Annotated in this window: 24 protein-coding genes; 15 read left to right on the forward strand and 9 right to left on the reverse strand. The window is 33.8% G+C overall.

Features of this window, described 5'->3' with window-relative positions:
* Positions 1-190: 190 nt before the first annotated feature.
* The 4 genes from EKM77_RS04065 to EKM77_RS04080 form a co-directional block, all read right to left on the reverse strand.
* Positions 191-1,036: a DUF3737 family protein gene (locus EKM77_RS04065; protein ID WP_125592781.1), complete on the reverse strand. Its 846-nt coding sequence runs from the start codon at positions 1,034-1,036 to the stop codon at positions 191-193.
* Between the two features lie 20 nt (positions 1,037-1,056).
* Positions 1,057-2,844, reverse strand: coding sequence for an ABC transporter ATP-binding protein (locus tag EKM77_RS04070; protein WP_125592782.1), 1,788 nt, complete (start codon positions 2,842-2,844; stop codon positions 1,057-1,059).
* Positions 2,837-4,597 (reverse strand): ABC transporter ATP-binding protein, encoded by a 1,761-nt coding sequence (locus tag EKM77_RS04075; protein ID WP_125592783.1) that lies wholly within the window; start codon positions 4,595-4,597, stop codon positions 2,837-2,839. Before EKM77_RS04075 ends, EKM77_RS04070 begins: the two co-directional genes overlap by 8 nt.
* Positions 4,598-4,715: 118 nt before the next feature.
* Positions 4,716-5,393: a type 1 glutamine amidotransferase gene (locus EKM77_RS04080; protein WP_164507710.1), complete on the reverse strand. Its 678-nt coding sequence runs from the start codon at positions 5,391-5,393 to the stop codon at positions 4,716-4,718.
* A 48-nt stretch (positions 5,394-5,441) separates the two neighbouring features.
* On the opposite strand from EKM77_RS04080, the gene EKM77_RS04085 reads away from it, so the two are divergent.
* Positions 5,442-6,764, forward strand: coding sequence for a C1 family peptidase (locus EKM77_RS04085; protein WP_225425182.1), 1,323 nt, complete (start codon positions 5,442-5,444; stop codon positions 6,762-6,764).
* Between the two features lie 43 nt (positions 6,765-6,807).
* Here EKM77_RS04085 and deoC read toward each other — a convergent pair whose 3' ends face one another.
* Together deoC and EKM77_RS04095 are read right to left on the reverse strand one after the other, a co-directional pair.
* Positions 6,808-7,530: a deoxyribose-phosphate aldolase gene (gene deoC / locus EKM77_RS04090; protein ID WP_125592785.1), complete on the reverse strand. Its 723-nt coding sequence runs from the start codon at positions 7,528-7,530 to the stop codon at positions 6,808-6,810.
* Positions 7,531-7,603: 73 nt separating this feature from the next.
* The gene (locus tag EKM77_RS04095; protein WP_225425183.1) at positions 7,604-8,320 is read right to left on the reverse strand and encodes an EAL domain-containing protein; all 717 of its coding nucleotides are present in this window, start codon (positions 8,318-8,320) and stop codon (positions 7,604-7,606) included.
* Between the two features lie 90 nt (positions 8,321-8,410).
* On the opposite strand from EKM77_RS04095, the gene EKM77_RS04100 reads away from it, so the two are divergent.
* A complete protein-coding gene (locus EKM77_RS04100) occupies positions 8,411-9,139 on the forward strand; it encodes a MerR family transcriptional regulator (protein WP_225425184.1) in 729 nt (242 codons plus the stop codon).
* A gap of 175 nt (positions 9,140-9,314) precedes the next feature.
* Here the strand turns inward: EKM77_RS04100 and EKM77_RS04105 are convergent, their stop codons facing one another.
* Genes EKM77_RS04105 through EKM77_RS04115 form a run of 3 tightly spaced genes read right to left on the reverse strand, consistent with a single transcriptional unit; the run spans position 9,315 to position 12,189 of the window.
* On the reverse strand, positions 9,315-10,436 hold the full coding sequence (locus EKM77_RS04105) for a zinc-ribbon domain-containing protein (RefSeq protein WP_125592786.1): 1,122 nt from the start codon (positions 10,434-10,436) through the stop codon (positions 9,315-9,317).
* Positions 10,426-11,244, reverse strand: coding sequence for an SGNH/GDSL hydrolase family protein (locus tag EKM77_RS04110; protein ID WP_125592787.1), 819 nt, complete (start codon positions 11,242-11,244; stop codon positions 10,426-10,428). Before EKM77_RS04110 ends, EKM77_RS04105 begins: the two co-directional genes overlap by 11 nt.
* 3 nt (positions 11,245-11,247) lie before the next feature.
* Positions 11,248-12,189 carry a zinc ribbon domain-containing protein gene (locus EKM77_RS04115; RefSeq protein ID WP_125592788.1) on the reverse strand — a complete coding sequence of 314 codons (942 nt, stop codon included), beginning with the start codon at positions 12,187-12,189 and terminating at the stop codon, positions 11,248-11,250.
* A 183-nt stretch (positions 12,190-12,372) separates the two neighbouring features.
* Between EKM77_RS04115 and rsmG the strand changes: the two genes are divergently transcribed.
* The 13 genes from rsmG to EKM77_RS04175 all read left to right on the forward strand — a co-directional run bounded on the left by rsmG (position 12,373) and on the right by EKM77_RS04175 (position 23,526).
* Positions 12,373-13,098, forward strand: coding sequence for a 16S rRNA (guanine(527)-N(7))-methyltransferase RsmG (rsmG, locus tag EKM77_RS04120; protein ID WP_125592789.1), 726 nt, complete (start codon positions 12,373-12,375; stop codon positions 13,096-13,098).
* Positions 13,099-13,138: 40 nt separating this feature from the next.
* Positions 13,139-13,915 (forward strand): ParA family protein, encoded by a 777-nt coding sequence (locus EKM77_RS04125; protein ID WP_125592790.1) that lies wholly within the window; start codon positions 13,139-13,141, stop codon positions 13,913-13,915.
* A complete protein-coding gene (locus tag EKM77_RS04130; RefSeq protein WP_125592791.1) occupies positions 13,896-14,768 on the forward strand; it encodes a ParB/RepB/Spo0J family partition protein in 873 nt (290 codons plus the stop codon). Before EKM77_RS04125 ends, EKM77_RS04130 begins: the two co-directional genes overlap by 20 nt.
* 10 nt (positions 14,769-14,778) lie before the next feature.
* The gene (locus EKM77_RS04135; protein ID WP_125592792.1) at positions 14,779-15,042 is read left to right on the forward strand and encodes a DUF951 domain-containing protein; all 264 of its coding nucleotides are present in this window, start codon (positions 14,779-14,781) and stop codon (positions 15,040-15,042) included.
* A 2-nt stretch (positions 15,043-15,044) separates the two neighbouring features.
* Positions 15,045-16,145, forward strand: coding sequence for a redox-regulated ATPase YchF (gene ychF / locus EKM77_RS04140; RefSeq protein ID WP_125592793.1), 1,101 nt, complete (start codon positions 15,045-15,047; stop codon positions 16,143-16,145).
* A 15-nt stretch (positions 16,146-16,160) separates the two neighbouring features.
* On the forward strand, positions 16,161-16,904 hold the full coding sequence (locus EKM77_RS04145) for a DUF1129 family protein (protein WP_125592794.1): 744 nt from the start codon (positions 16,161-16,163) through the stop codon (positions 16,902-16,904).
* Between the two features lie 207 nt (positions 16,905-17,111).
* Positions 17,112-17,237 carry a hypothetical protein gene (locus EKM77_RS11125; RefSeq protein ID WP_263852890.1) on the forward strand — a complete coding sequence of 42 codons (126 nt, stop codon included), beginning with the start codon at positions 17,112-17,114 and terminating at the stop codon, positions 17,235-17,237.
* A gap of 343 nt (positions 17,238-17,580) precedes the next feature.
* Entirely contained in the window at positions 17,581-18,267 is a 687-nt protein-coding gene (locus tag EKM77_RS04150; protein WP_125592795.1) for a response regulator transcription factor, read from the forward strand.
* A gap of 3 nt (positions 18,268-18,270) precedes the next feature.
* On the forward strand, positions 18,271-19,398 hold the full coding sequence (locus EKM77_RS04155; protein ID WP_125592796.1) for a sensor histidine kinase: 1,128 nt from the start codon (positions 18,271-18,273) through the stop codon (positions 19,396-19,398).
* A gap of 2 nt (positions 19,399-19,400) precedes the next feature.
* A complete protein-coding gene (locus EKM77_RS04160; RefSeq protein ID WP_125592797.1) occupies positions 19,401-20,633 on the forward strand; it encodes a D-alanyl-D-alanine carboxypeptidase family protein in 1,233 nt (410 codons plus the stop codon).
* 20 nt (positions 20,634-20,653) lie between these two features.
* A complete protein-coding gene (locus tag EKM77_RS04165; RefSeq protein ID WP_125592798.1) occupies positions 20,654-22,168 on the forward strand; it encodes a UDP-N-acetylmuramoyl-L-alanyl-D-glutamate--2,6-diaminopimelate ligase in 1,515 nt (504 codons plus the stop codon).
* 4 nt (positions 22,169-22,172) lie between these two features.
* Positions 22,173-22,907 (forward strand): aspartate/glutamate racemase family protein, encoded by a 735-nt coding sequence (locus tag EKM77_RS04170; RefSeq protein ID WP_125592799.1) that lies wholly within the window; start codon positions 22,173-22,175, stop codon positions 22,905-22,907.
* 70 nt (positions 22,908-22,977) lie between these two features.
* Positions 22,978-23,526 carry a hypothetical protein gene (locus tag EKM77_RS04175; protein WP_125592800.1) on the forward strand — a complete coding sequence of 183 codons (549 nt, stop codon included), beginning with the start codon at positions 22,978-22,980 and terminating at the stop codon, positions 23,524-23,526.
* The last annotated feature ends 43 nt before the right edge of the window (positions 23,527-23,569 follow it).

Here is a 23,569-nt window from a genome sequence, read left to right on the forward strand (position 1 = left end):
TTTAAAACAAATAGTAGTGTGACTTAAGTCACACTACTATTTTGTATTACGATTATTGTTTATTGAAACGCGTGCCATAAGGCAGAGACCTCCGCTTATCTACGAACATCAAACAATTGAAAGTACACAATTATTCGATGTTCTAGGATATGCTCATTCTCTAACCGCCTTATGTCACGCTCTAATTTTTTTATTTTGCTGTTACAATTTTTGTTTTATTGGAATCAATTTCAGGATCATCAAAAATAATATCATCAACTGATTCAACTTTGATCGTTCCGCTGATTGGATTCTTAATACTCATAACATTTGTTGTAATCTCAGCATCAATATTTGAGCAGTATTCAAATGCTAAATCGGTTCTTAGAACCTTACAGTTGACCATCTTCAAGTTATCTAGGTAACAAAGACCTTGTTCACTTTCGATCGTACAGTTTACTAAAGTGAGGTTCTTAGTATTCCACGCTAAATATTCACCACTGATTTTTGAATCATAGATCGTTACATTTTCACAATTCCAAAAAGCATCTTTAGAAACAAAAGTAGAATTATGAACTTCAATATTCTTAGCACCGTCAAAGACATAATTACCAACAACATTAATATTTTCAGCGTAGATGTTTTCACTATTCATTCCAAAGTAATTACCGTTGATTTGGACATTTTTTAGATTGATATCCTTACAACTCCACATAGTTTCTTCGGCATCTGAAAAATGAACATTTTCTAATTTTATTTGGCTAGCACGTCTAAATAATTTAGGTGCTTGTAATGCGGAATTTGTGATCTCAATGTTATCGGTATACCAAATACCAGAACGTGACATTGTTTCAAAAATAGAGTCGTCCACTTTAATATTTTTTGAGTACCATAATGGGTATTTCCATTTAAAGACTACGTCACTTAAATTTAAATCATGTGTTTCTTTTAGAGGTGATTCACCCTTGCCAAAAGTTGTGTCATCGATCTCATCATCATGATCCTTAAATAAAGGACGTTCGCCTTCAAAGTAATCTTCTTTAGTTAATTTCTTCATCTTTTCCACCTATTCCCTTTTTAATCTAAAGATTGTAGTTCATAAAGCTCTGAATAAAGTCCACCTAATTTTAGTAATTCATCATGACTACCTCGTTCGGCGATTTTTCCATGATTAAGAACTAAAATTTGATCGGCATCTTGCACTGTGGACAATCTATGAGCAATAGCGATCGTTGTACGATCATCTCTCATTTTTGATAGTCCACGGGTAATACTTTGTTCTGTTTGCGGATCGATATTTGCCGTAGCTTCGTCCAGGATCAATATTTTAGGATTACGGACGATAGTTCTGGCAAATGAGATCAATTGTCTTTGACCAGTTGAAAAACTACTTCCACGTTCAATTACTTTAGCGTGATATTTATTAGGTAATTTTTCGATAAAACTATCCGCATCAACAAATTTTGCTGCTTGTTCAACTTGTTGATCAGAAATATTGTCGTCATACATTCTAATATTTTTAGCAATATCACCGTAGAACAAATATGGTTCTTGAATAACTAAACCTAATTTTTGGCGAAGTTCATTAGTCGAGTAATCACGAATATTACGATCATCGATTAGAATCTCACCTTCGCCAAACTCATAAAATCGTAACAGGATATTTATGATGGAACTTTTCCCGCTACCAGTATGACCAACTAGTGCCAAAGTCTGTCCTGGTTCAACTACAAAGGAAATATCCTTCAAAATCGGTTCACCGGGGACATAGCCAAATGTCACATGTCTAAATTCAATCTTCCCAACAGTTATTTTGGAAGTGCTATTTTCATTTTGAATCGGAGTGGTCGTTGGATTATCAAAGAGTTTCATGATTCTGTATCCAGCAACCATCCCATCTTGAAAATAGGACATGTAATTCATAACGTTGGACAGGGGATTGAAGAAGTTTTGCTGGTATGAAATAAATGCATAAATAACACCGGCCGCCACGATAGTGTGTGTACTCTCCAATCCAAATCCACCTAATGAGATAACTTCTGACAAAGTGAACATCAACGTTATCGTTGGATAAAGTAAGAATGAATTAACATTGATCATTTTATTGCGCTGATTAAAATATTGATTATTCTTATGTTCAAATTCAGAGATCATTCTCTTTTGTTGTCCAAATTGCTGGATGATACTAATACCCATCAATGATTCGTTTAACTTTGTATTTATTTGACCTAAATATTCACGTAAGCGTTGGTATATTTTGGAACTCAAACGTTGATATAACCAAACTAATAAATATAGGGCAATTACAAATAACAAAGTTGCAATCGCTAATATGACGTTCACTGACATCATTGCAAAAAAGGCCGAGATCATCGAGAAGGCTGCGACTAAGATCATTAAAAATAACGTCCAAAAATCATATAGCGTTTTGGTATCATTGGTAACTCTGGAAACGATCGATCCAGCCGGAGTCTTATCAAAATAATCCATGCCTAAAGTATGTAATTTACGAAATAATTGGCTGCGAATTTTTTCTAGAGTTCTTTCTGCACCCATGGAAAAAGCAAAATTTTGAATGAATTGAACAATTGCTTTAATCACAGTTCCTATAAAGTAAACTAAGGCAAAACCAATAATAATTTTGATCCCGGTACTTTGGTGTACTAGATAATGATCCATGTAGTATTGCAATAATCTAGGCAAAATTATATTAATAATACTTAATCCAATCGCAAAAATTATTGCCGTGATGAATTGACGTTTAAAAGCCCAAGCAAAGCTGAACAATCTTTTTAGGATATTTCTTTGCTGCTTTCTAGAAAGTGCATGGATATCGTTAATTTTTTCTTGTTCTTTTTTATCCACGATTATCCAACCTCCCAACTAGTTCAGCATTTTTAGCCTGTAAATTGAAGGTATCATAATACCAACTCTTATTTGCTAATAACTCTTGATGTGTTCCATGTTCAAGAATTGTTCCATTATCAACTACTAAAATTTGATCAGCATGTTCAATTGAACTCAATCTACTTGCCGCAATAATGGTTGTTCCACTGTGTCTGTTCTCAGATATTCTTTGTTCAATGTTGCGTTCAGTCTTTGAGTCGACAGCAGACAGTGAATCATCTAAAATCAGCAGTTCCGGATCACTTAAAATTGCTCTGGCGATAGCTAAACGTTGTTTTTGACCACCGGATAAAGATACCCCCAGTTCACCAACAAACGTGTCATATCCCTTTTCCATATCAATAATGTCATCATCTAGATCGGCAATATGAGCAGCATTTTCAACTTGTTGTTGAGTAGCGTCGATGTTCGCGAATCTAATATTGTCCCTGATATTTGTTGAAAAGAGAAAATTGGTTTGAGGGACGTATCCAATAGTGTCCAAATAATCATCCAATTTAAAATCACGAATGTCATGATCTCCAACGGTTATTTGGCCATTATAATGATCAAAATCTCTCATCAATAAGCCGATTATGGTTGATTTTCCACCACCGGTAGGACCAACAATTCCCATCGTTTGTCCTTCTTTTAGTTCAAAGTTAACGTTATTTAAAGCAGGTGCATTATCGTCAGGGTAATGGAATTTCTTTATTTCAAAATCTAAAGTTCCCTGTGGCGATGTTTTAACTTCATGTCTTGGAGTTACTAGGGATGACTTTTCGCCAAGTAGTTCAGTGATTCGATCATAACTTGCAGAACCACGTTCTAAAATATTGAACAAACTACCGATCGCAAACATTGGCCAAGTTAATTCCGCCATATAGGTAATAAATGAAACCAATTCACCAATAGTAATTTGTGAATGAATAACTGCTAAACCACCTAAAATAATGGTAATAACATATGAGATACCCATTATTATTGAAGTCAGTGGATCAAATAGGGCATCTAATCTATATGACTTCTTGTTAGCTTTTATATTTTTATTAACGTATTTGTCAAAATCTTGTTCATCTTGTTTTTCCTGACCTAAGGCTTTTAATACCTTAATACCAACGATACTTTCTTGTGTTTTGTTATTGATGCTAGAAAAAGCGGCTTGTGATTTCATAAATGCATCATGGATTTTATTACCTAAAACATTTGCCATAACTGCCAATAAGATTAATGGTAGAATCGCATAAAATGTTAACTTCCAGTTAACAAACATCCCCATGGCAAAGATCATCGAAAGACCAGTGATCAATGAGTCAGCTAACGTTAAAACCCCCGGACCGGCAACTTCACGCACTGCATCTATATCATTAGTCGCATGTGCCATGAGATCTCCAGTTCGCCATTTTTTATAGAAGGTAGTGTCCATCTTCATGAAATGACGAAATAAACGATTACGGAGATCACGCTCTAAAACATAAGAACTTCCATAAATCATTTTTTGCCACACAAATCTGAGAAAATAACCTAATATCGCAACCAATACTAATAAACTTAAATTCATTAGTAAGAAACGGATAGTCATTTTTCTGTTGCTTACGGCATCAACTACAATACCAACTATACGTGGTGGGATCACATTACAAATAGCCACTAAAATTAACGCTAAAACACCAAAAGAGTACTGTTTCCAGCGATGTTTAAAAAACCAACTTAAACGAGAAAAAATCCCCATATTATTCCACCCAATTATTAATAATTTAATACAATTTTCACTTTACACCTTAGAGTGGACTACAAGGCAATAGTTAATTTTTAAAAAATTTAAATTTAAACAAAAAAAAGCCTGAAACCTAGGCTTCAGACTTGTTTTCCATGCGTTCTTTATGAGATTTAATTATTTTATCAGCAATTGCACGAGCAATATTTTCATTTTTTAAAATTGGTCCATGGGAGTAACTTCCTATAACGTTCTTATAGCGCATACCTTCTACACCATCTTCCGGATTGTTACCATAACCTTCGATCATTTTGCCTAAAGGTTTGAGCATTGTTTTATCATCGAAATATGTTCTACCACTGTGATTTTCAAAGGCTTTAACAGTACCCCATTCAGTCTTATACTCAGTATCTCCGATCATTCGGCTGTCTGCTTTAAAGACAGTATGGAAGGGTAGGATATCTAAACATTGAATCGTTTCGCCACCACTAGTTTCATAAAATTTACCTAGAAATTGATAGCCACCACAAATACAAAGCATTGGTTTGTCATCTTCAATGTATTCAGTAATAGTCTGCTTGTGTTTAGCAATATCTTTAGCAACGACAGACTGTTCAAAATCCTGTCCACCGCCGAAGAATAAAAAGTCGTAATCAAAGGCATTGAATTCTTCATCTAGGCTAACGTTATCCACTTGTGTATTGTAGCCTTGTTCTTTAAGAAGAAATGACAAAATTTTAACATCGCCACTATCTCCATATGTGTTCATTAAATCTTCGTATAAATAAGCAATTCTAATTGTTTCAGGCATAATTCTCTCCAATATGAATCTTAATATTGTAATATATTTAACTATGAGGTGATTAAGTTGAATAAAGAAATTAATAAAGAAATTTTAGCAGATTTTCGTAAGAACTTAAATCAAGATGCAACTAATAATGTTTTAAAAAATTCGGTTGCGCAAGTAGGTATTTTTAAAACTGCTCAAAATATTGAGGCTAACAGACTAAATCCAACTTTTAACATTGAGGTTCCCACAGGCAGAGTTTCTAATCAAAAACGATCAGGACGTTGTTGGTTGTTTTCAGCACTTACCAATTTGAGAACTGAGTTTGCGATCAAGTATAAAATGAAAGATTTTGAATTATCTCAAAATTATCTTTCATTTTGGGATCGTTTAGAGAAAGCTAATTATTTTTACCAAAATATTATAGAAACGGCAAATTTGCCAGTTGATGATCGTAAAGTTAATTTGCTCTTCACTTATCCTAACGGTGATGGCGGTCAATGGCAATACGCAGCTGATTTAATTAATAAATATGGCGTTGTACCCACATACGCAATGCCAGAAACAAGTGTTTCTGAGAATACATCTGAATTTAATTCCGTTTTGAAGAAAATGATGCGCAAAAATGGGATTGAATTACGTCAATTAGTAAATGAGGGATCAGCTAATATAGATCAGCAAATAGAAGAAATGTTGTCAGAAGTTTATAAGCTATGCGTATACTCATTTGGACAACCACCGGTTGAATTTGAATTATCATTGCGAAATGATGATGATAAATTGATTGAAGAGACAAGTATTACACCAAAAGACTTTTTAAACAAGTATTTCAATATGAAATTAAGCGATTATGTTAATGTGATGAACTCACCACAAAAAAGTAAGAAATATAATCAAGTTTATACGATTGAAACAGATGGAAATGTTGTTGGTGGTACAACTGAAAAATATTTAAATCTACCTATCAAAAGACTAGAAGAATTAAGTATTGAGCAGTTGAAGTCTAACGATACTGTCTGGTTTGGAAATGATGTCTTAAATCAATCACAAAGAACCAAAGGTTTATTGTATGGAAACTTGTACCAAGTTGATAAATTGTTTGGTATGGATATGAAGTTGGATAAAGGGGATGCTTTGGATTACAGACAATCAGAAGTTTCTCATGCGATGGTCTTAACCGGCGTTAATTTAGTTGATCCAAAGCCTAACCGCTGGAAGGTAGAAAATTCTTGGGGTGAAGCCAATGGTGATAAGGGATACTTTACTGCCGATAATGCTTGGTTTGAAGATAATATTTATGAAGTTGTTATTAATAAAAAATTCTTAACTGATGAAGAATTAATTGCGTTTGGTCAAGAACCAGTTGTTTTACCTGCTTGGGATGCAATGGCTTAGTTGAATATCACAGTAAAATAAAAAGCTGCCGTAAGGCAGCTTTTTAACGTCCAATTTTAATTGAGTCAACGTCGTCATCTTTCATACGTTGTTTTAGAGCCTCAATAATTTTAATTCCGCTACTAGTACCAATACGGTCAGCGCCGGCAGAAATCATAGCTATGAAGTCATCAGAATTTCTAATTCCACCTGCTGCTTTAACTAAAACATCATCGCCAACAACTGATTTCATCAATTTAACATCTTCAACTTTTGCGCCACTAGGACCAAAACCGGTTGAAGTTTTAATAAAGTCAGGTTTAACTTTTTTGGCAATTTGAGCGACGGTAGTTATTTCTTCATTCGTCAAATAAGTGTTTTCAAAAATTACCTTTATTAAAACAGAATTTTTACGGCAAATTGCTACCATTTCTGACATTTCTTTTTCAATGTAATCATAATTTTTGTTTTTTAATTCCGTAATATTAATAACGTAATCTATTTCATTAGCGCCATTTTCAATAGCATTTTTAGTATCAAATAGTTTAGACTCAATTGTTGTTTGACCTAGTGGAAAGCTGATTGCTGCTCCAACATCAATATCTGTATCCTTTAATTGCTCATGGCATATTTTTGATTGTACTTGATTGATAGCAACCATTTTAAAATGATATTTTTTTGCTTCATCGCAAAGCTTGATCATGTCCTCATTGGAAGCGTCGGCGTGCAAGTTTGTATGGTCGACCAATTGTGCTAGATTATCTAAAGTGTATTTTTTTATTATCATTGTTCCCTCCGGTAAAACGTTTACATAACCATTTAATTATAAAAAAAACATCAGTTAAATAGCAACTGATGTTTTACACTAAACTGGGTTTTCCGTAGAGATAACCTTGTTGAATATTAATACCAAATTTTTCTGCCAGATTTTGGTCAGAATTGTCTTCTACACCTTCAAGAATTAAGTTTAAGCAATATTTTTTGGCTTGACTGACCCAAAATGAGAGACATTCAGGAATCTTTTCAGCTTCGCCAGACATACGAAGATTTTGCATAGCAAATTTTATTTGATCTACATATGGTAATAAATTTCTAACATTCTTATAAGTATTAGAACCAGTACCAACATCATCCAAAACTAAATCAATATCATACTGATGAAGCATCATACTAATTTCTTTTATTTCTGGTAGAGTTGGTGCTTCAGTTAACTCGATGGTTAGAGAAGCGGGATCGATTCTTTTTTTGAGAGTAATAATTGCGCCAATAGTTAGTGGATCATTTGCTTGCTCATTGTTTAAATTGAAAGCTAAAACTTTATCCTTTGTAGCGGTTTGTAGGATACTAGATGTTTTTTCTACTAAGGCAGTCTGTTCTTTGATCGGTAGTTCGGTAAAATCACTCGGAACATTCCAGTTTCCTTCATCATCTTGTTTACGAAGTAAAACTTCGTATCCGAAAATGGAGTTATTCTTGTAGTTAATTTGTGGTTGAACAAAAAATGTATACGTATAATCAACTCCTTTCTGATTTGATAGTGGTCTATTCCTTTTAGTATACTTTAAAATAAAATTCAATATTTAACAATTATAACGTATCTATAACGTTAAAAGACTTGCTCATGACCTTAGGAGATAATGTATAAAGTAGTCAAGGAGGTGAAGTTTATGTCATATACAACTGGAGAACTTGCTAGATTAGGCAATGTGTCTGTAAAAACTATCCAATATTATGATAAGAAGAATTTACTTAAACCAGTTTCTAGAACAGAAGGTGGTCGTCGGTTATATGATGAACATAATTTAAAGAGATTAAAATTGATTTTATTATTAAAAAGTATGGGTTTGACGTTAGATTCAATACATCAAATTTTATCAAAAAGTAATTCTAGTAAGATTTTAACTCTTTTATTGGATGAACAAGCTAAAAAATTGAAAAATGAGTTAAATGAAGCAGAAATTCAGATAAAGATTATCGAGAATGTTAAAAAAAGCCTGCCTAGTTTAAATAATTTTCCTATAAATTCAATAGATGACATAGACTACATCATGGATAACAAAAAATCTTTGAGAAAATTACATTTTAAAATCATTGGTGGGGGATTAGTAATGGATATTATTGAAGTTGCTACTTTAGTAACTTCAATAATAACGGGAAACTGGATCTGGTTTGGATCGGGAATTTTGTTGGCGTTAGTTGTGGCAGCAATTTTAACTAAAATATATTTTCAGAATACTAGATATATTTGTCCCAACTGCAACACAGAATTTAAACCTGATTTTAAGCAAGCATTTTTTGCAAAACATACATTGAAAACTAGAAAATTAACTTGCCCCAATTGTGGCAAAAAAGATTTTTGTGTGGAAGTTTATAATGCCAAAACGACTTCCGATTAAAACGAATAGAGTCTGGGACCAAATTATTTTGTCTCGAAATATGCAGCATAAACGTGGAACAAAACATAGCTTTTTCCGCTTAAAATAAAAATTACCAGTAATCCAAAATCGGATTACTGGTAATTTTTATCTTAATGCTCGAAAGCTGAACATGTTTTGTCCCACTCTCTAATACCTATCTATACCAAGTCATATGATTTGAATTAAGTTCCAATGAGTCATCGTCTAAGGTATATGAAGCTGTCCAGCCGGGACCGGATTTGCCATCTTCATAATAAGTTATGGAAATTTGATCACCATCCCAAGAATTAACTTTGTAAGTACCAGTTTTGTCATCAAGGCTATAAGTACCGTCACCGCTAAAACTAACTGTGGAAGTATCATTAGTCCAAGTACCTAAGAAAGTATCATCGTCATCATCTGATTCATAATAATCATCGTCGTCATCTTCAGTATAGGTACGTCTATTTGAAGAATTTGAACTTGAATAGTCATTTGAGTCATTGGTTGTTAAATTATCATCATCATCGCTAGTTAAAACCTCTTTGTTGATGGTATATTCGTCTGAATCACCAGCAATAGGAATTATAACTTGTTTAGTTTTTTTGCTGCTAACTGAAACTTTGTATAATCCTGGAATCTTTTTAGCTAGTTTATATTCTCCATCATCATTTCTTGAAGAAATGGTCTTCCCATTAAGTTTGAAGGAAGGATTATTGATGTTTGTTTCAATTTCGATAGCTTGCTTGATTACAACAACTTTATACTTAGGAAAAATTCCTAAATATTTTCCAACTTCAGCTACTTTAAAGTTAGTATCTTGACTGTCTTTTAAAATTGAATTCTTTACTTTATTACTAGTAGAACTCTTTTTCAAATATAGCTTACTTAATGGTTTAAGCTCACTTTGAGAAATTTTGTCACCATCTTCTGTAACGGCAGCAGATGCCATCTTAGAAGTAACGCCACTGGTCAAATTATCAGCTAAAGTTTGAGTTTGTCTGGACTTGCTAAAGTACCAATCCCCTCCAAGATAAGCTGCTATTAATAAAACGATAACCAAGATAATTGGAACAAGTGGAGATTTCTTCTTTTTTTGATTATTTTTTGAGTTGCTCTCTTGAACCGCCGTTTTTGTTTGTACTGGAGTTTTTGGTTGCTCAGATGCAGCAGTATCAGGGGTCTCTGTTTTTGTTTGGTTACGATATTTTTTTAAATCATATCCACAGTTTTGACAGAAATCATCACTTTTAGAAACTGGTTTACCACAATTTGGACAAAATTCTTTATCGTTCATAAGTACCCTCCCTATTTAATTCTTTATTTAAAAGTTCGGCAATTTTATCATGCCCTAATTGGTTGGGGTGGAAATTGTCTCTGGTTAGATAATCTGAAAAATCACTTATAGTTTTTCCGGCAGGACCCGTTACGTCATCGTTATGCTCCCAAATAGTAGACAAATCAGCAACAGGTAAATTTTTTTGTTTAGCAATTTTATAAACTATTTGGTCAAATTGCTTATCATCTGCCGCATGCTCTCCACCTTTAGGCGACCACGTTGTCATTAAAATAATTTGTGCTTTAGTTTTTTCCTGTAAAGTATCAACTATTTGATTCATGGAATTTTCATAAGCATTTAAGGCGCTAGGAGTAGCACCACCGGCGGCATCATTGGTCCCAAATTCAACTGTAACTATATCTGGATTTTTACTAACAATGCTGTTGACTTGATAAACTCCAAAGTTTGATGCTGTCTTACCAACTACTGAAATACCTTGTTCGGATACACTTTTTCCAGTTGCTTTTTCAATATCGTTGGCAAATAAAGTTGTGAAGCGACTGGACTTACTATCAGCGAATAATCCTACGGAAAGAGAATCTCCAAGTGGAGCATAGATCAATTGTTTTTTTGATGATTTTTTTAATCTGTCAGCAACTGTTTTGATTTTTTGTTCCTTCTTTTTTGTAGTGTGATTAGACTTCTTTGTTGTTTTGGATGTTTGGGTCGGTTTTTCTTTTTGGCTACTACATGAACTAAGGAAAACAGTTCCTGAAACCATAAGAAATAAAAGAAGAAAAATTGAGATAATTTTTTTCCTTTTCATATTTTAAGCCTTCTTTTGATTCTTTCCGATGCGGATCAAAGAAGTTATTACTAGAACAACTGAAGCAACTAAAGCTAAGTAGAAACCAGATCCTAAGAATGTAGCTAGAACAGCATAATCAGATCCGCCATTTTTAATTCTAAAGTAAACAAGAATAAAGATCAGTGTTGGAACTGCTCCTGCGATAAGTTGTGCAGGTATTTCGTAGTTCTTGATGAATTTTGAAACTATAGCTAGAAGTGCACAAAAAATAATTACATAAATACCCCATTTTATTTCTGTTAATCCCCGTATAAGTTCCGTGGCCTCGGAAGTTTTATCATCCTTATAATAAGAAGACAGTATGGTTGTCAATTTTGATATTAAGGTACCAAATTTATATAAAGAGATATTTCCACCGTTGAAAATATCATTTAATCTATCGCCAATCGCAGAAGTAAAGATGTTGGAATCGGCCAGTTTGAATATATCTGTTAAATCTAGTATTGGTAATTTAAAAATAGCAATAATATTAGCTCCATATGCCAAGAATTCTAGTAACAAAAATTTATTGTCATTTTGTCCCTTTAACGGGATGATCCCCTCGATTGTTTTATTAAATTCAATTTCTTGGCTAGATTTACCATTTTTTGAATAAAGATACAAAATTCCTAGTATGCCTAGAACAAAAATAATGATTCCAATGTCAGTGTAAAAACAATAGACAAAGGCAGAAAGTAAAACAAAAACAAATATCATTGCTGGATTATTGCTTAAAAAACCTAGAATAGGACTAGTATTTGATGCTTGAGTTGGTTTAGCCTCAACAGGTTTTGCTGGAGAAGCTTCCTTGATATTTTTTGGTTCAGCTTGTTTATTTGGTGCGACACTGGTTAAATCAAAGCCACACTTATTGCAGAATTTTTGGCCAGCTGTAATATCTGCGCCACAATTCGGACATTTCATATAAAATCCCCCCTAATTTTTGGATATAAATATCGTATCAAACATTTGTTCAAAATTTAATAAAAAATCCAATTTTCAGGACATTTTTATACTTCTAAAAAGGAGAACTATCATTGAATTTGTTTCGGGAATAATATACGATTAAATAGTGTGAAACAAGTGTTTCACGAGTGGAGGATCTAAATGAAACCGGAAGAATTTTATCAAGCATTGTCACAACGGGGTATTGAGTTAAGTAATAAACAAAAAGAACAATTTCAAATTTATTTTCATGAATTAGTGGAAACTAATAAAGTAATGAATTTAACTTCTATTACTGAAGAGTCACAAGTATATTTGAAGCACTTTTATGATTCATTAGTTTTGGGATTCGTTGATGAAAAAATTTTAACTGAAGAATTATCACTTTGTGATATTGGATCGGGTGCTGGTTTTCCATCAATTCCTTTAAAAATAGTTAATCCTAAATTGAAGATAACGATGATCGACTCTTTGAATAAAAGAATCAAATTTTTGAATAACTTGGCTGATAAATTAGATTTAACAGGGATCAACTTAGTCCATGGACGAGCCGAAGAACTGGGTAAAAATAAACTTTATCGTGAAAAATATGACATTGTGACAGCTCGCGCTGTGGCAGCAATGAATGTTTTAACGGAGTTATGCTTGCCATTTACTAAAGTAGGCGGAAAGTTTATTGCTATGAAGTCTGAAAAAGCTCCAGAGGAATTAAGCGAAGCAACTTATGCGATTAGTATTTTAGGTGGTAAAGTAGGTGCTCAAAAGTCATTTGAATTACCTAATAATGAGGGAATTAGAAACTTCATTTTTGTTGAAAAAACAAAAGCTACACCTAAAAAGTATCCTAGAAAACCTGGAACACCGGCTAGAAAACCACTCGTTGGATAGAAATCAAATAATTTTTTAAATTGAAGAATAGGGGAATAAAATGGCACGAAAAATATCTGTCGCAAACCAAAAGGGTGGTGTAGGTAAAACAACAACTACTATCAACCTTGGTGCATGTTTAGCTGACCTTGGTCAAAAAGTTTTAATTATTGATACTGATCCTCAAGGTAATGCCACTAGTGGTTTAGGAATAAAAAAAGCTCACGTTGAAAAAGATATTTATGATGTTTTAGTTAATGAATATCCATTAGCTAAAACAATTATTCATTCAAAACATCCAAATCTAGACATTGTTCCAGCCACAATTCAGCTTGCTGGTGCTGAAATGGAACTTACAACAATGATGGCTCGTGAAACTAGATTAAGATCTGGAATTGAAGAAGTTGATGATCAATACGATATTATTTTGATTGATTGTCCACCTTCATTAGGACAGCTTTCAACCAATGCCTTTACTGCAAGTGATTCAATCATTATTCCAGTTCAAAGCGAATATTATGCATTGGAAGGTTTAAGCCAATTATTGAACACGATCCGTCTTGTTCAAAAGCATTTTAATAATAACCTAGCAATTGAAGGTGTTTTATTAACAATGCTAGATGCTAGAACTAATCTTGGCGCTCAAGTAGTTGGAGAAGTTAAGTCTTACTTTGGTGATCGAGTTTATAAAGCAATTGTGCCTAGAAATACCAGACTGGCAGAAGCACCTAGTTATGGTTTGCCAATAGTTGATTTTGATGATAAATCACGTGGAGCAGAAGCCTATCGTGAACTAGCTAAGGAGGTGTTAAAACGTAATGGTATCAAGCAAAAATAAAAAAGGTCTTGGTAAAGGAATCGATGCGATTTTTTCTGAATTTGAAGCAATTGATGAAAATAGTGAGACAGTTGTTGATCTTTCACTCGAAGATATTCGTCCGAATCCCTATCAGCCTAGAAAAACCTTTGACGAACATGCTTTAAATGAATTAGCTAGATCCATCGAACAAAATGGTGTTTTTCAACCTATTATCGTTCGTGAAAGTGTTAATGGGTTTGAAATTATTGCTGGTGAACGCCGCTTTAGAGCAAGTAAGATTGCTAAACAAACAACGATACCAGCAATCATTCGTCCATTAAGTGAATCAGGAATGATGGAGATCGCAGTTTTAGAAAACCTCCAAAGAGAAGATCTAACACCGCTAGAAGAAGCCGATGCCTATCAAACCTTGATTTCTAAACTGAATTTAACACAAGAACAAGTATCACAACGTCTAGGAAAAAGTCGTCCTTATATCGCTAATTATTTGAGATTACTCAATTTGCCGCCAGCTACTAAAAAATTGGTTCAAAATGGTGATCTATCCATGGGCCAAGCTAGAACTTTGTTAAGCCTAAAAGATAAGGACCAGATCGATCAATTAGCTAAAAAGGCCGTCAGTGAAGATCTAACCGTTCGTCAGTTAGAGCAATTAGCGACAGAAACTAAACATGACAGTAGAAAAAAGAAGAAGATCGCCCCAGTTAAATCTCCTTACATTAAAGCTACTGAAGAAAAATTGGTCGAAAAGTTTGATACTCAAGTGGCAGTGAAAGAAAGCCGCAAAGGTAGTGGTAAACTAGAGATTGATTTTTCTAATACTAAAGATTTAAATAGAATTTTAGACTTATTAGGAATTAAATTGGACTAGAGGAGACAACATGTATAATTTAGGAGACGTTATAACGATGAAAAAACCTCACGCTTGTGGGGAAAATCGTTGGGAAGTCATTCGTATGGGCGCAGATATAAAGGTGAAATGTCTCGGTTGTGGACATATTGTAATGATTCCGCGCGGTGAATTTAAGACTAAATTTAAAAAAGTTTTAACTAACGCAGACCAAGTGGATCCTTCAAAAGAACAATTTTATTTAAAGCAAACACAAATTGCACGACCAAATATCAATAGAAATGAGGAAATTTAACAATGGCTCTTACTGCCGGAATCGTCGGTTTACCAAATGTCGGAAAGTCGACACTATTTAATGCCATCACAAAAGCTGGTGCGGAGATGGCAAATTATCCATTTGCTACTATCGATCCTAACGTGGGGATGGTGGAAGTACCTGACAAACGTTTATCAAGAATTGATGAGTTGATCCCTGCTAAAAAGATCATTCATACAACTTTTGAATTTACAGATATTGCCGGAATCGTTAAAGGTGCTAGTAAAGGTGAAGGACTTGGTAATAAGTTCTTGGAAAATATTCGCCAAGTGGACGCCATCGTTCACGTTGTACGTGCCTTTGATGACGACAATATTACAAGTGTTACTGGTAAAGTCGATCCATTAGAAGATATTGAAACTATTAATATGGAATTAAGTATTGCAGACTTGGATAGTGTTAATAAACGCTATACAAAAGTTGAAAAACAAGCTAGAAGTAAAGATAAAGAAGCTATTGCTGAATTTGAAGTTTTGAAAAAGATCAAACCAGTCCTTGAAGAAGGCGGTTCAGTTCGTGAGATCGAATTTAACGAAGAAGAACAAAAAATCGTTAAAGGACTATTCTTGTTAACTTCAAAACCAGTTTTATATGTTGCTAATATTGCTGAAGATGATATGTCTGATCCAGAAGCTTCTAAATACTTCAAAGTTGTTGAGGATTTTGCTAAGAAAGAACATGCTGAAGTTATCGGTGTTTCTGCCAAAACAGAAGAAGAAATCGCTGAACTTGACGATGATGACAGAAGAGATTTTCTAGAAGCAGAAGGTGTTAGTGAATCTGGTCTTGATAAGTTGATCAAAGCTAGCTATAAATTACTAGGATTAAGAACTTTCTTTACTGCAGGTGGTAAAGAAACACGTGCCTGGACTTTCCATAAAGATATGAAAGCACCGCAAGTTGCTGGTATTATTCACTCTGACTTTGAACGTGGATTTATTCGAGCAGAAGTAATGTCCTTTAAAGATCTCGATGAATGCGGCAGTAGCGCTGCTGTTAAAGAAGCAGGTAAGTTGAGACTTGAAGGTAAAGATTATGAAGTACAAGATGGGGATATTATTGAATTCCGCTTTAATGTCTAGCCAGGGGGAGAATTAATGTCAGACGATATAAGAGAAAAGAACCAAAAAGCAGCTGTTAAGCAAAAAAGTAAAGTTGCGAAACAAGAAAAACAGGAATTGACTAGAGAAAAAATTCAAAGTGCTAATGTTGATGATTTACGTAAGCAATTATCAAATAAAAATGAGGAATATGTTTTCAAGTTGAATAAGAGATTGATTCAAGACGGCTTTACTGAAGATGAAGCCAAAGAGTCAGTCGATAATTTGATCAAAGAAATCATTGAAAATCAAATTAAGGGTATTCCAGCAAATCAATTATATGGGCCAGTTACTAAAAAATCTGGCGATATTGCTCATCCAGTTAAGCCCAAAAAGAAAACACCATTTTGGGCTTTAGGAATTGATACTTCATTATTATTCCTAACAATGTTTGGATTACTTTATGGTGTCGTGGCACTAACTAATAAAAAACAACCTACTAATCAGACAGGATTTTTGACACTTTTAATTTTGTCATTCCTTTGGGGTTACTTATTAACATGGTTCAATATACAAATGAGAAAACCAAAGAACGAAAGACCAGGCTGGTTAGTAACGATCGGTTATTTAGTAGCTGGTTTGGCAATGATGATGGTCTTCTTAGGCTTGGCCCAAGCAATTCCAACATCTATTAATCCTTCACTAAGTGGAATTGGTTACTTAATAGTTGCAGCAGTTGCCTTTGGAGCAAGATTCCTATACCGTAGATTTATGGATATTCATGAAAGAAGCTTCTTCTAAATCAGCACTTTATTTTAGTATTTTTAATGATTTGTGTTACTATAATCTCGATTGGACATATGAATTACTGAAAGAACAGGCGTCAACGCTGACTAGCAAGATAGTTAACGCCAACTGGTATGGACAATCACATACTGCTACCTATTTTCTTTCTCTTTAACTCATATTAAGGTCTTTAAAAGACGTAATATATGGAGGTTTTAGATTATGAAAAAGTTAGATAAAGCTGAAAAAAAGAGATTAAGTAAGTTGGCTGCATCAAAGGTCAATAGTAAGGGCGCTGACATTAAGAAGTCATCATTCAAGGAATGGATGTCAGAAGCTGAACATTAGAATATAAAAAGCCTCAATCAGTGTGAGTTCACTGGTTGAGGCTTTATTTTTTTCTATTTTACCCTGAAAAACTGAATAACACTGTATAGCGCAAAGCCACCACAGAATATTTTCAGCATCTCCGAGATAAAAACAAATCTATTACTAGTTAACCCAGGGTTATTTTTTATTTCCCATTGGACTAATGCTAGAATTGCTAACGAGAAGATAAAGATAAGGATAAAACGGATTCTTTTTTTTAGATAATTCATTTAGTATTCCTTTGTTTTTCTAAGTTAGTAATACACTAACATAATATTGTATAATAATACTATATTGTAAATTTCACTGTGAGGTTTGTCTTATGAAAATTTTGGTCGTTGATGATGATAAAGAAATTGTAGAGCTGCTAAGTATCTACATTAAAAATGAGGGTTATGAACCCGTTACGGCCTATTCTGGACAAGAGGCTTTAGACGCATTAAGGGATCATAGTGATATTGCATTGATGATCTTGGATATTATGATGCCAGGACTTGATGGGATCGAAGTAGTTAAAAGAGTTCGTAAGGATTCGCAAATTCCAATTATTATTGTTTCCGCTAAGACAACTGATATGGATAAGATCCAAGGTCTGATCACTGGTGCTGATGATTATGTTACTAAACCATTTAATCCATTGGAAATCATGGCTAGGATCAGATCACTTCTGCGTCGCAGCCAGCAATTATCAGCTAAAAATGTGCCTGATAAATTGGAAATAGGTCCGATCACTATCTATAAAGATTCCCACGAAGTTGTAACATCATCTGGTAGTAAAGTACAATTAACTGCACTTGAATTTGGAGTTTTGTATTTATTAGCCAGCCATCCTAATAAGGTGTTTTCAGCAAATGAAATTTTTGAACGAGTTTGGAAACAAGAAAGTGTAGTCTCTGCCAAAACAGTTATGGTTCACGTTAGTCATTTACGTGACAAATTAGAAGAAGCCACTGATGGAGAAAAAGTTATCGAAACCGTTTGGGGTGTTGGTTACAAAGTGGAGGTTTAGTTCTTGGATAAGAAAATTAAGTTGAACGGTAAAGAAAAAGGTGTCCTCCTAACAGAAGGAATAGGCACCTTTCTTTTATTTCAAATAGTAAATTCAATTTTGATCGTTATATCAGAACTCTTTTTTAGTCATCAGAAGTTTAGTGGCCTAAGCTCAATTATGGCAGCTTTAAAAACTGATTTGATACATTCAAATTGGAGTATATGGTTCTTTTTGGCAATCGTTATTATTATCGAATTAGCCGTTTCAATAAATGTAGCGGTGAAAACTTATCAACAATACGAGGTACGTAAGGTTGAAAGACAATTAGAAGTAATTGCGGCTGGTAAATTAGATCAAAAAATTGATTTAGAAGTAAATAAGAAACTGCAAGGGATCGTTAATAGTATAAATCTATTAATATCCAATACTAATGAACACATTGAAGAACAAAAACGTTCAGAAAAAAGTAAAGATGAATTAATTACTAATGTGAGCCACGATATAAGAACACCATTAACGTCTATTATTGGTTATTTAGGGTTGATCGAGAGTCAAAATTACCAAGATCTTGATCAGATTTTAAAATACACTCACGTTGCTTATAAAAAATCTCTAGAAATGCAAAACTTGGTAAATTCACTATTTGAATATGCTAATGTCCAGCATGCCACGAGTAAATTGAATCTAACGCATTTTGATATGGTGCAAATGTTGGAACAGCTATCAGCCGATTTTGAACTGGAAGCAAAAAAACGTGACATTAAAATTAATGTTGAATCTGATCCTAAGACAATTATGATGAATGGTGATACCGAAAAATTAGGCAGAACATTCAATAATTTAATCACCAACGCATTTAAATATGGAGCTGGGGCTACAGATCTATATTTAAAGGCGAAAGAAAAAAATAATGAAGTCGTTGTAACGATAGCCAATAACGGTCGTTCCATTCCTAAAGAATCACTGCCAAATTTGTTTGATCGTTTCTATCGAGTTGAAGATTCACGTTCTAAGAAAACTGGCGGAACAGGTTTAGGATTAGCAATTGCTAAAAGTATGATCGAAATGCATGGTGGCACTATAACTGCAACCTCAAATGAGAAATTGACCTCATTTACGATTCGTTTTCCAATGATTAGCGAGGAATAAGTATGAACAAATTTTTAAAAAAGTTTTTAATTGTCTTATCAGTTTTGATCGTTACACTACCCGTACTTAATTTAAAAAATGTTAAAGCTGCTACTGAACCTGATGTTAATGCTAGTGCCGCTATGGCGTTTGATGTTAACACCGGCCAAATAATTTATTCAAAAGACCCTGAAAAGAAGGTGGCAATTGGTTCGATCACCAAAATTATTACTCTTTATCTAGTTACAAAGGCTATTAAAGAAGGTAAATTGAGTGAGTCTGATCAATTAACTCCAACTGTTGAACAGTCAGAAATGACCCAGAGTGATGAATTGACGAATGTGCGATTAGATGTTGATAAAGCCTATACAGTTAAAGACCTTTATAACGCAGCTTGGATCGTTTCGTCTAACTCTGCTGCAATGATGTTGGCACAAAAAATCTCTGGAGATCAAGCTAGTTTTGTTAAATTAATGCGCAAGACTTTAAAAGAATGGGGCATTAAAGATGCTGAGATCAACAATGCATCTGGGCTAAACAATAGTGATCTTAAAAAGGGAATGTATCTTGGTAAAAGTGATGCTGAAAATAAGTTGTCAGTAAATGATATTGCAATTATTGTTAAGCACGTTTTAAATAAGTATCCTGAAATTTTGAAAACAACTTCCAAGCAAAATTTCCTTTTCCCTGAAGGTAGTGAGACTAAGACATATACTTCTCTTAATCTATTGTTAAATGGTAATCGAGATTATCAAGAAGGCTATGAGTTCGATGGTTTGAAAACCGGTACGACTGATCAAGCTGGAGACTCTTTTGTTGGAACCCTACCAATGGGGGATAGTCGGATCGTAACGATCGTTATGGATGCCGGTGGAGATGATGATGATCAGGATAAGCGCTTTAGAGCCACACAAAATTTGGCAAAATATGTTAAAGATAATTTTACTAACAAAAAGATCTTGTCTAAAAATCAAGAAATTACAATCGCTCATAATAAAAAGAAATATAAAAATGAAAACGATGTATATATGTGGCTCCCAAAAGATTTCAATGAGAATTCGTTAAGCTATAATGTATCTAAGACCGATTTAGGATTTAAGACAAAAGTAAATAATAAGACGTATAAATTAATTGCAACTAATACTCCAAGTGGTTATTTACCTTATCCTAAAGAAGAAGTTGTTATTAAAAAAATCAAAAAAGTTCAGAAGTCCTTATGGCACCAAATCACTGAATTTTTTGAGAATCTATTTTAGAGGCAGGTTGAAATAGTAAGATGAGTTTAAGTATAGATAAAGCTATCAGTTTACTAAAAGAGCATGATTTATTGGTTTCTAGTCAAATCAGTAATGATCAAGAAATTGTTAAAAATATCAGTTATAACTCAAAGGAAGATCAAACCGATGGAATCTTCTTTTGTAAAGGAAATAATTTTAAACCAGAGTACCTTCAACAAGCCTTAAATAAGGGCGTAAAAGTATATGTGGCAGAAAAAGAATTTGATAAAGAAACGGATCATTTAATTGTTAATGATATTCAAAAATCATTGTCATTATTAAGTGCCGCATACTTTGGTAATCCAGAGAATGATTTATTTATAATCGCCTTTACTGGGACAAAAGGTAAAACAACAACGTCATATTTCACATATGATATGTTAAAACGTGCTTTCCCAGGTCAAGTGGCACTATTTTCAACAGTTGATCGAATCGTTGGACCTAAGCCAGAAGATAAATTTAAATCTGATTTAACAACTCCTGAATCTTTAGATCTATTTAGAGATATGCATCGTGCCGTGAAAAATGGTGCAAAGTATTTAGTAATGGAAGTTTCATCTCAAGCTTATAAAAAGAACCGTGTATACGGCTTAACATTTGATATTGGTGGATTTTTAAACATTACTCCCGATCATATTGGTGAAAACGAGCATCCAACTTTTGCTGACTACTTATACTGTAAAAAACAATTACTAATAAATTCCAAAGTTAATATTATCAATCGTCAAACAAATGAATTCGAGACGGTTTATTCAGCAGCCAAGGAAACTAGTTCAGATGATCAAATTTATTTATTTGGACGTGAAGATGCTGATGTAAACATTACAAGTAAAGAAACAACTTTAAGCGATAGTATTTTTGAACTTTCAGCAACTGATGATAAAGCTGAAAAGTTAGATCTAGCTGGCAAATACAAACTAGGTTTAGTTGGTGATTTCAATGAGTTGAATGCTGCCGCCGCAATTATTGCCGCAAGAATTGCCAAAGTTGATCGAAAAGATATCGTTGAAGGTTTAAGAAGTGCTCGAGTTCCCGGTAGAATGGAGCATATCAATACCAAAAATCACGGGACAATTTTTGTGGATTATGCCCATAATTATGCTAGTATGAAGGCTCTACTAGGATTCTTGCGTGAAGAGTATCCTAAGTCAAAACTTAAAGTAGTTGTCGGCAGTCCAGGTAATAAAGGTGTATCACGCCGGGCCGGATTTGGTAAGGCATTAACGGAATCTGCTGATGCAGCAATTTTAACAACAGATGATCCAGCCTTTGAAGATCCAGCTGATATTTGTCGCCAAATTGATGAAAACATCGATCATTCTAAAGTTGACGTAAAGACAATTATTGACCGTCCAAGCGCGATTCGTGAGATGATTGAGAACAGCAGCGGTGATGATATTGTGGTTTTAGCTGCTAAGGGTGACGATCCATATCAAAAAATTAAAGGTGTAGATGTGCCTTATCCAACCGACACGGTAATTGCTAAAGGTATTTTGAAAGATATCGAGGGATAACAATATGAAGAAATTCTTTACAGTTATTGGTGGAATGGGAACTCTTGCAACCGAGAGTTATATCCATCTATTGAACCAAAGAACCAATGCAAAAAAGGATCAAGATTATTTAGATTACATTATTGTAAATCACGCTACTGTACCTGATCGAACAGAACATATCTTAGATCACAGTAAGCCTAGCTTTTTACCTCCATTACTTGAAGATATTAAACAACAAAGTAAACTTGATCCAGAGTTTATGGTGATCATTTGTAACACAGCACACTATTACTATAAGGAATTGCAGGCGGCAACTAAAATACCGTTGATTCATATGCCACATATGGCAATTTCAGTTATGAAAAAGAAATACCCTAATGCTCGAATTGGTTTAATTGCTACAAAAGGTACGATCGAAGATCATATTTATGAAGATGAAATAAAGGCAGCTGGATTTGATTATTCTTTAGGCGATAAAGCAGTTCAAGACCAAGTTGAAAGCTTGATCTATGATGATATTAAAGAAAAAGGTGTCATGGATGCTGATAAGTATCATGATATTTTAAAAACTATGCATGATAAATTTAATTGTGATGTGATAGTTTTGGGATGTACAGAATTATCTTATGCCCAAGAAAAGGCACCAGACCACGATTACAATGTAATTGATGCACAGAGTATTATTGTTGATAAATCTATTGAATATTCGAGAAAATTTAGAAGTGGTGAAAAAATCGATTTTGATAAGATTTATTAATGTTTATTGTGAACTATTGAAATAAAATCTACCCCTTAGATACAATATACCTAACAGGGAGGTACCCGAAATGTTTAAAAAATTATCACTAGCTGCTGTTGCTCTTGCTTCCGTATCGCTTGCTGGATGTGCCAGTCAGCAATCTGCTGATACATCATCAGATTCAAATACTAAATCATCCAAAACTAGTAATTCTGCATCGAAAAAGACTACTAAAAAAGCAGCTACGAAGAGTAGTGCTCCAGTAAATAACTCATCAAGTAGCAGTAATGATGATAGTAATACTGGATCACAGAACCAACAAAGTACAAATGATAAGACAACTTCAAGTACAAATTCTAATACTAGTGCCAATAATAATAGTTCTAGTAATGATCAAACAACGCAATCTAATAGTCAAAATTCTGTAAATATAACAACTGCTGATCAGGCAGCTTCATATTTAGGAACTGCTCTAGCAGCAACTTATGATCGTTCTACAACACAGTATGTTTCAAATGGTAAAGTAACTTGGAACAATGTTGAAGGATATCAAGTAAATGTTTATAGCAAAGATTCTGACTCACCATTAGGAAGTTATTTAGTACCTGCAAATGGTCAATATTTCCAAATTTGGTAACAGTTTGATTTGCCATAATTGAAATAATCATATAATATGCATA

The organism is Companilactobacillus baiquanensis (genome assembly GCF_003946605.1).
GTDB lineage: Bacteria > Bacillota > Bacilli > Lactobacillales > Lactobacillaceae > Companilactobacillus > Companilactobacillus baiquanensis.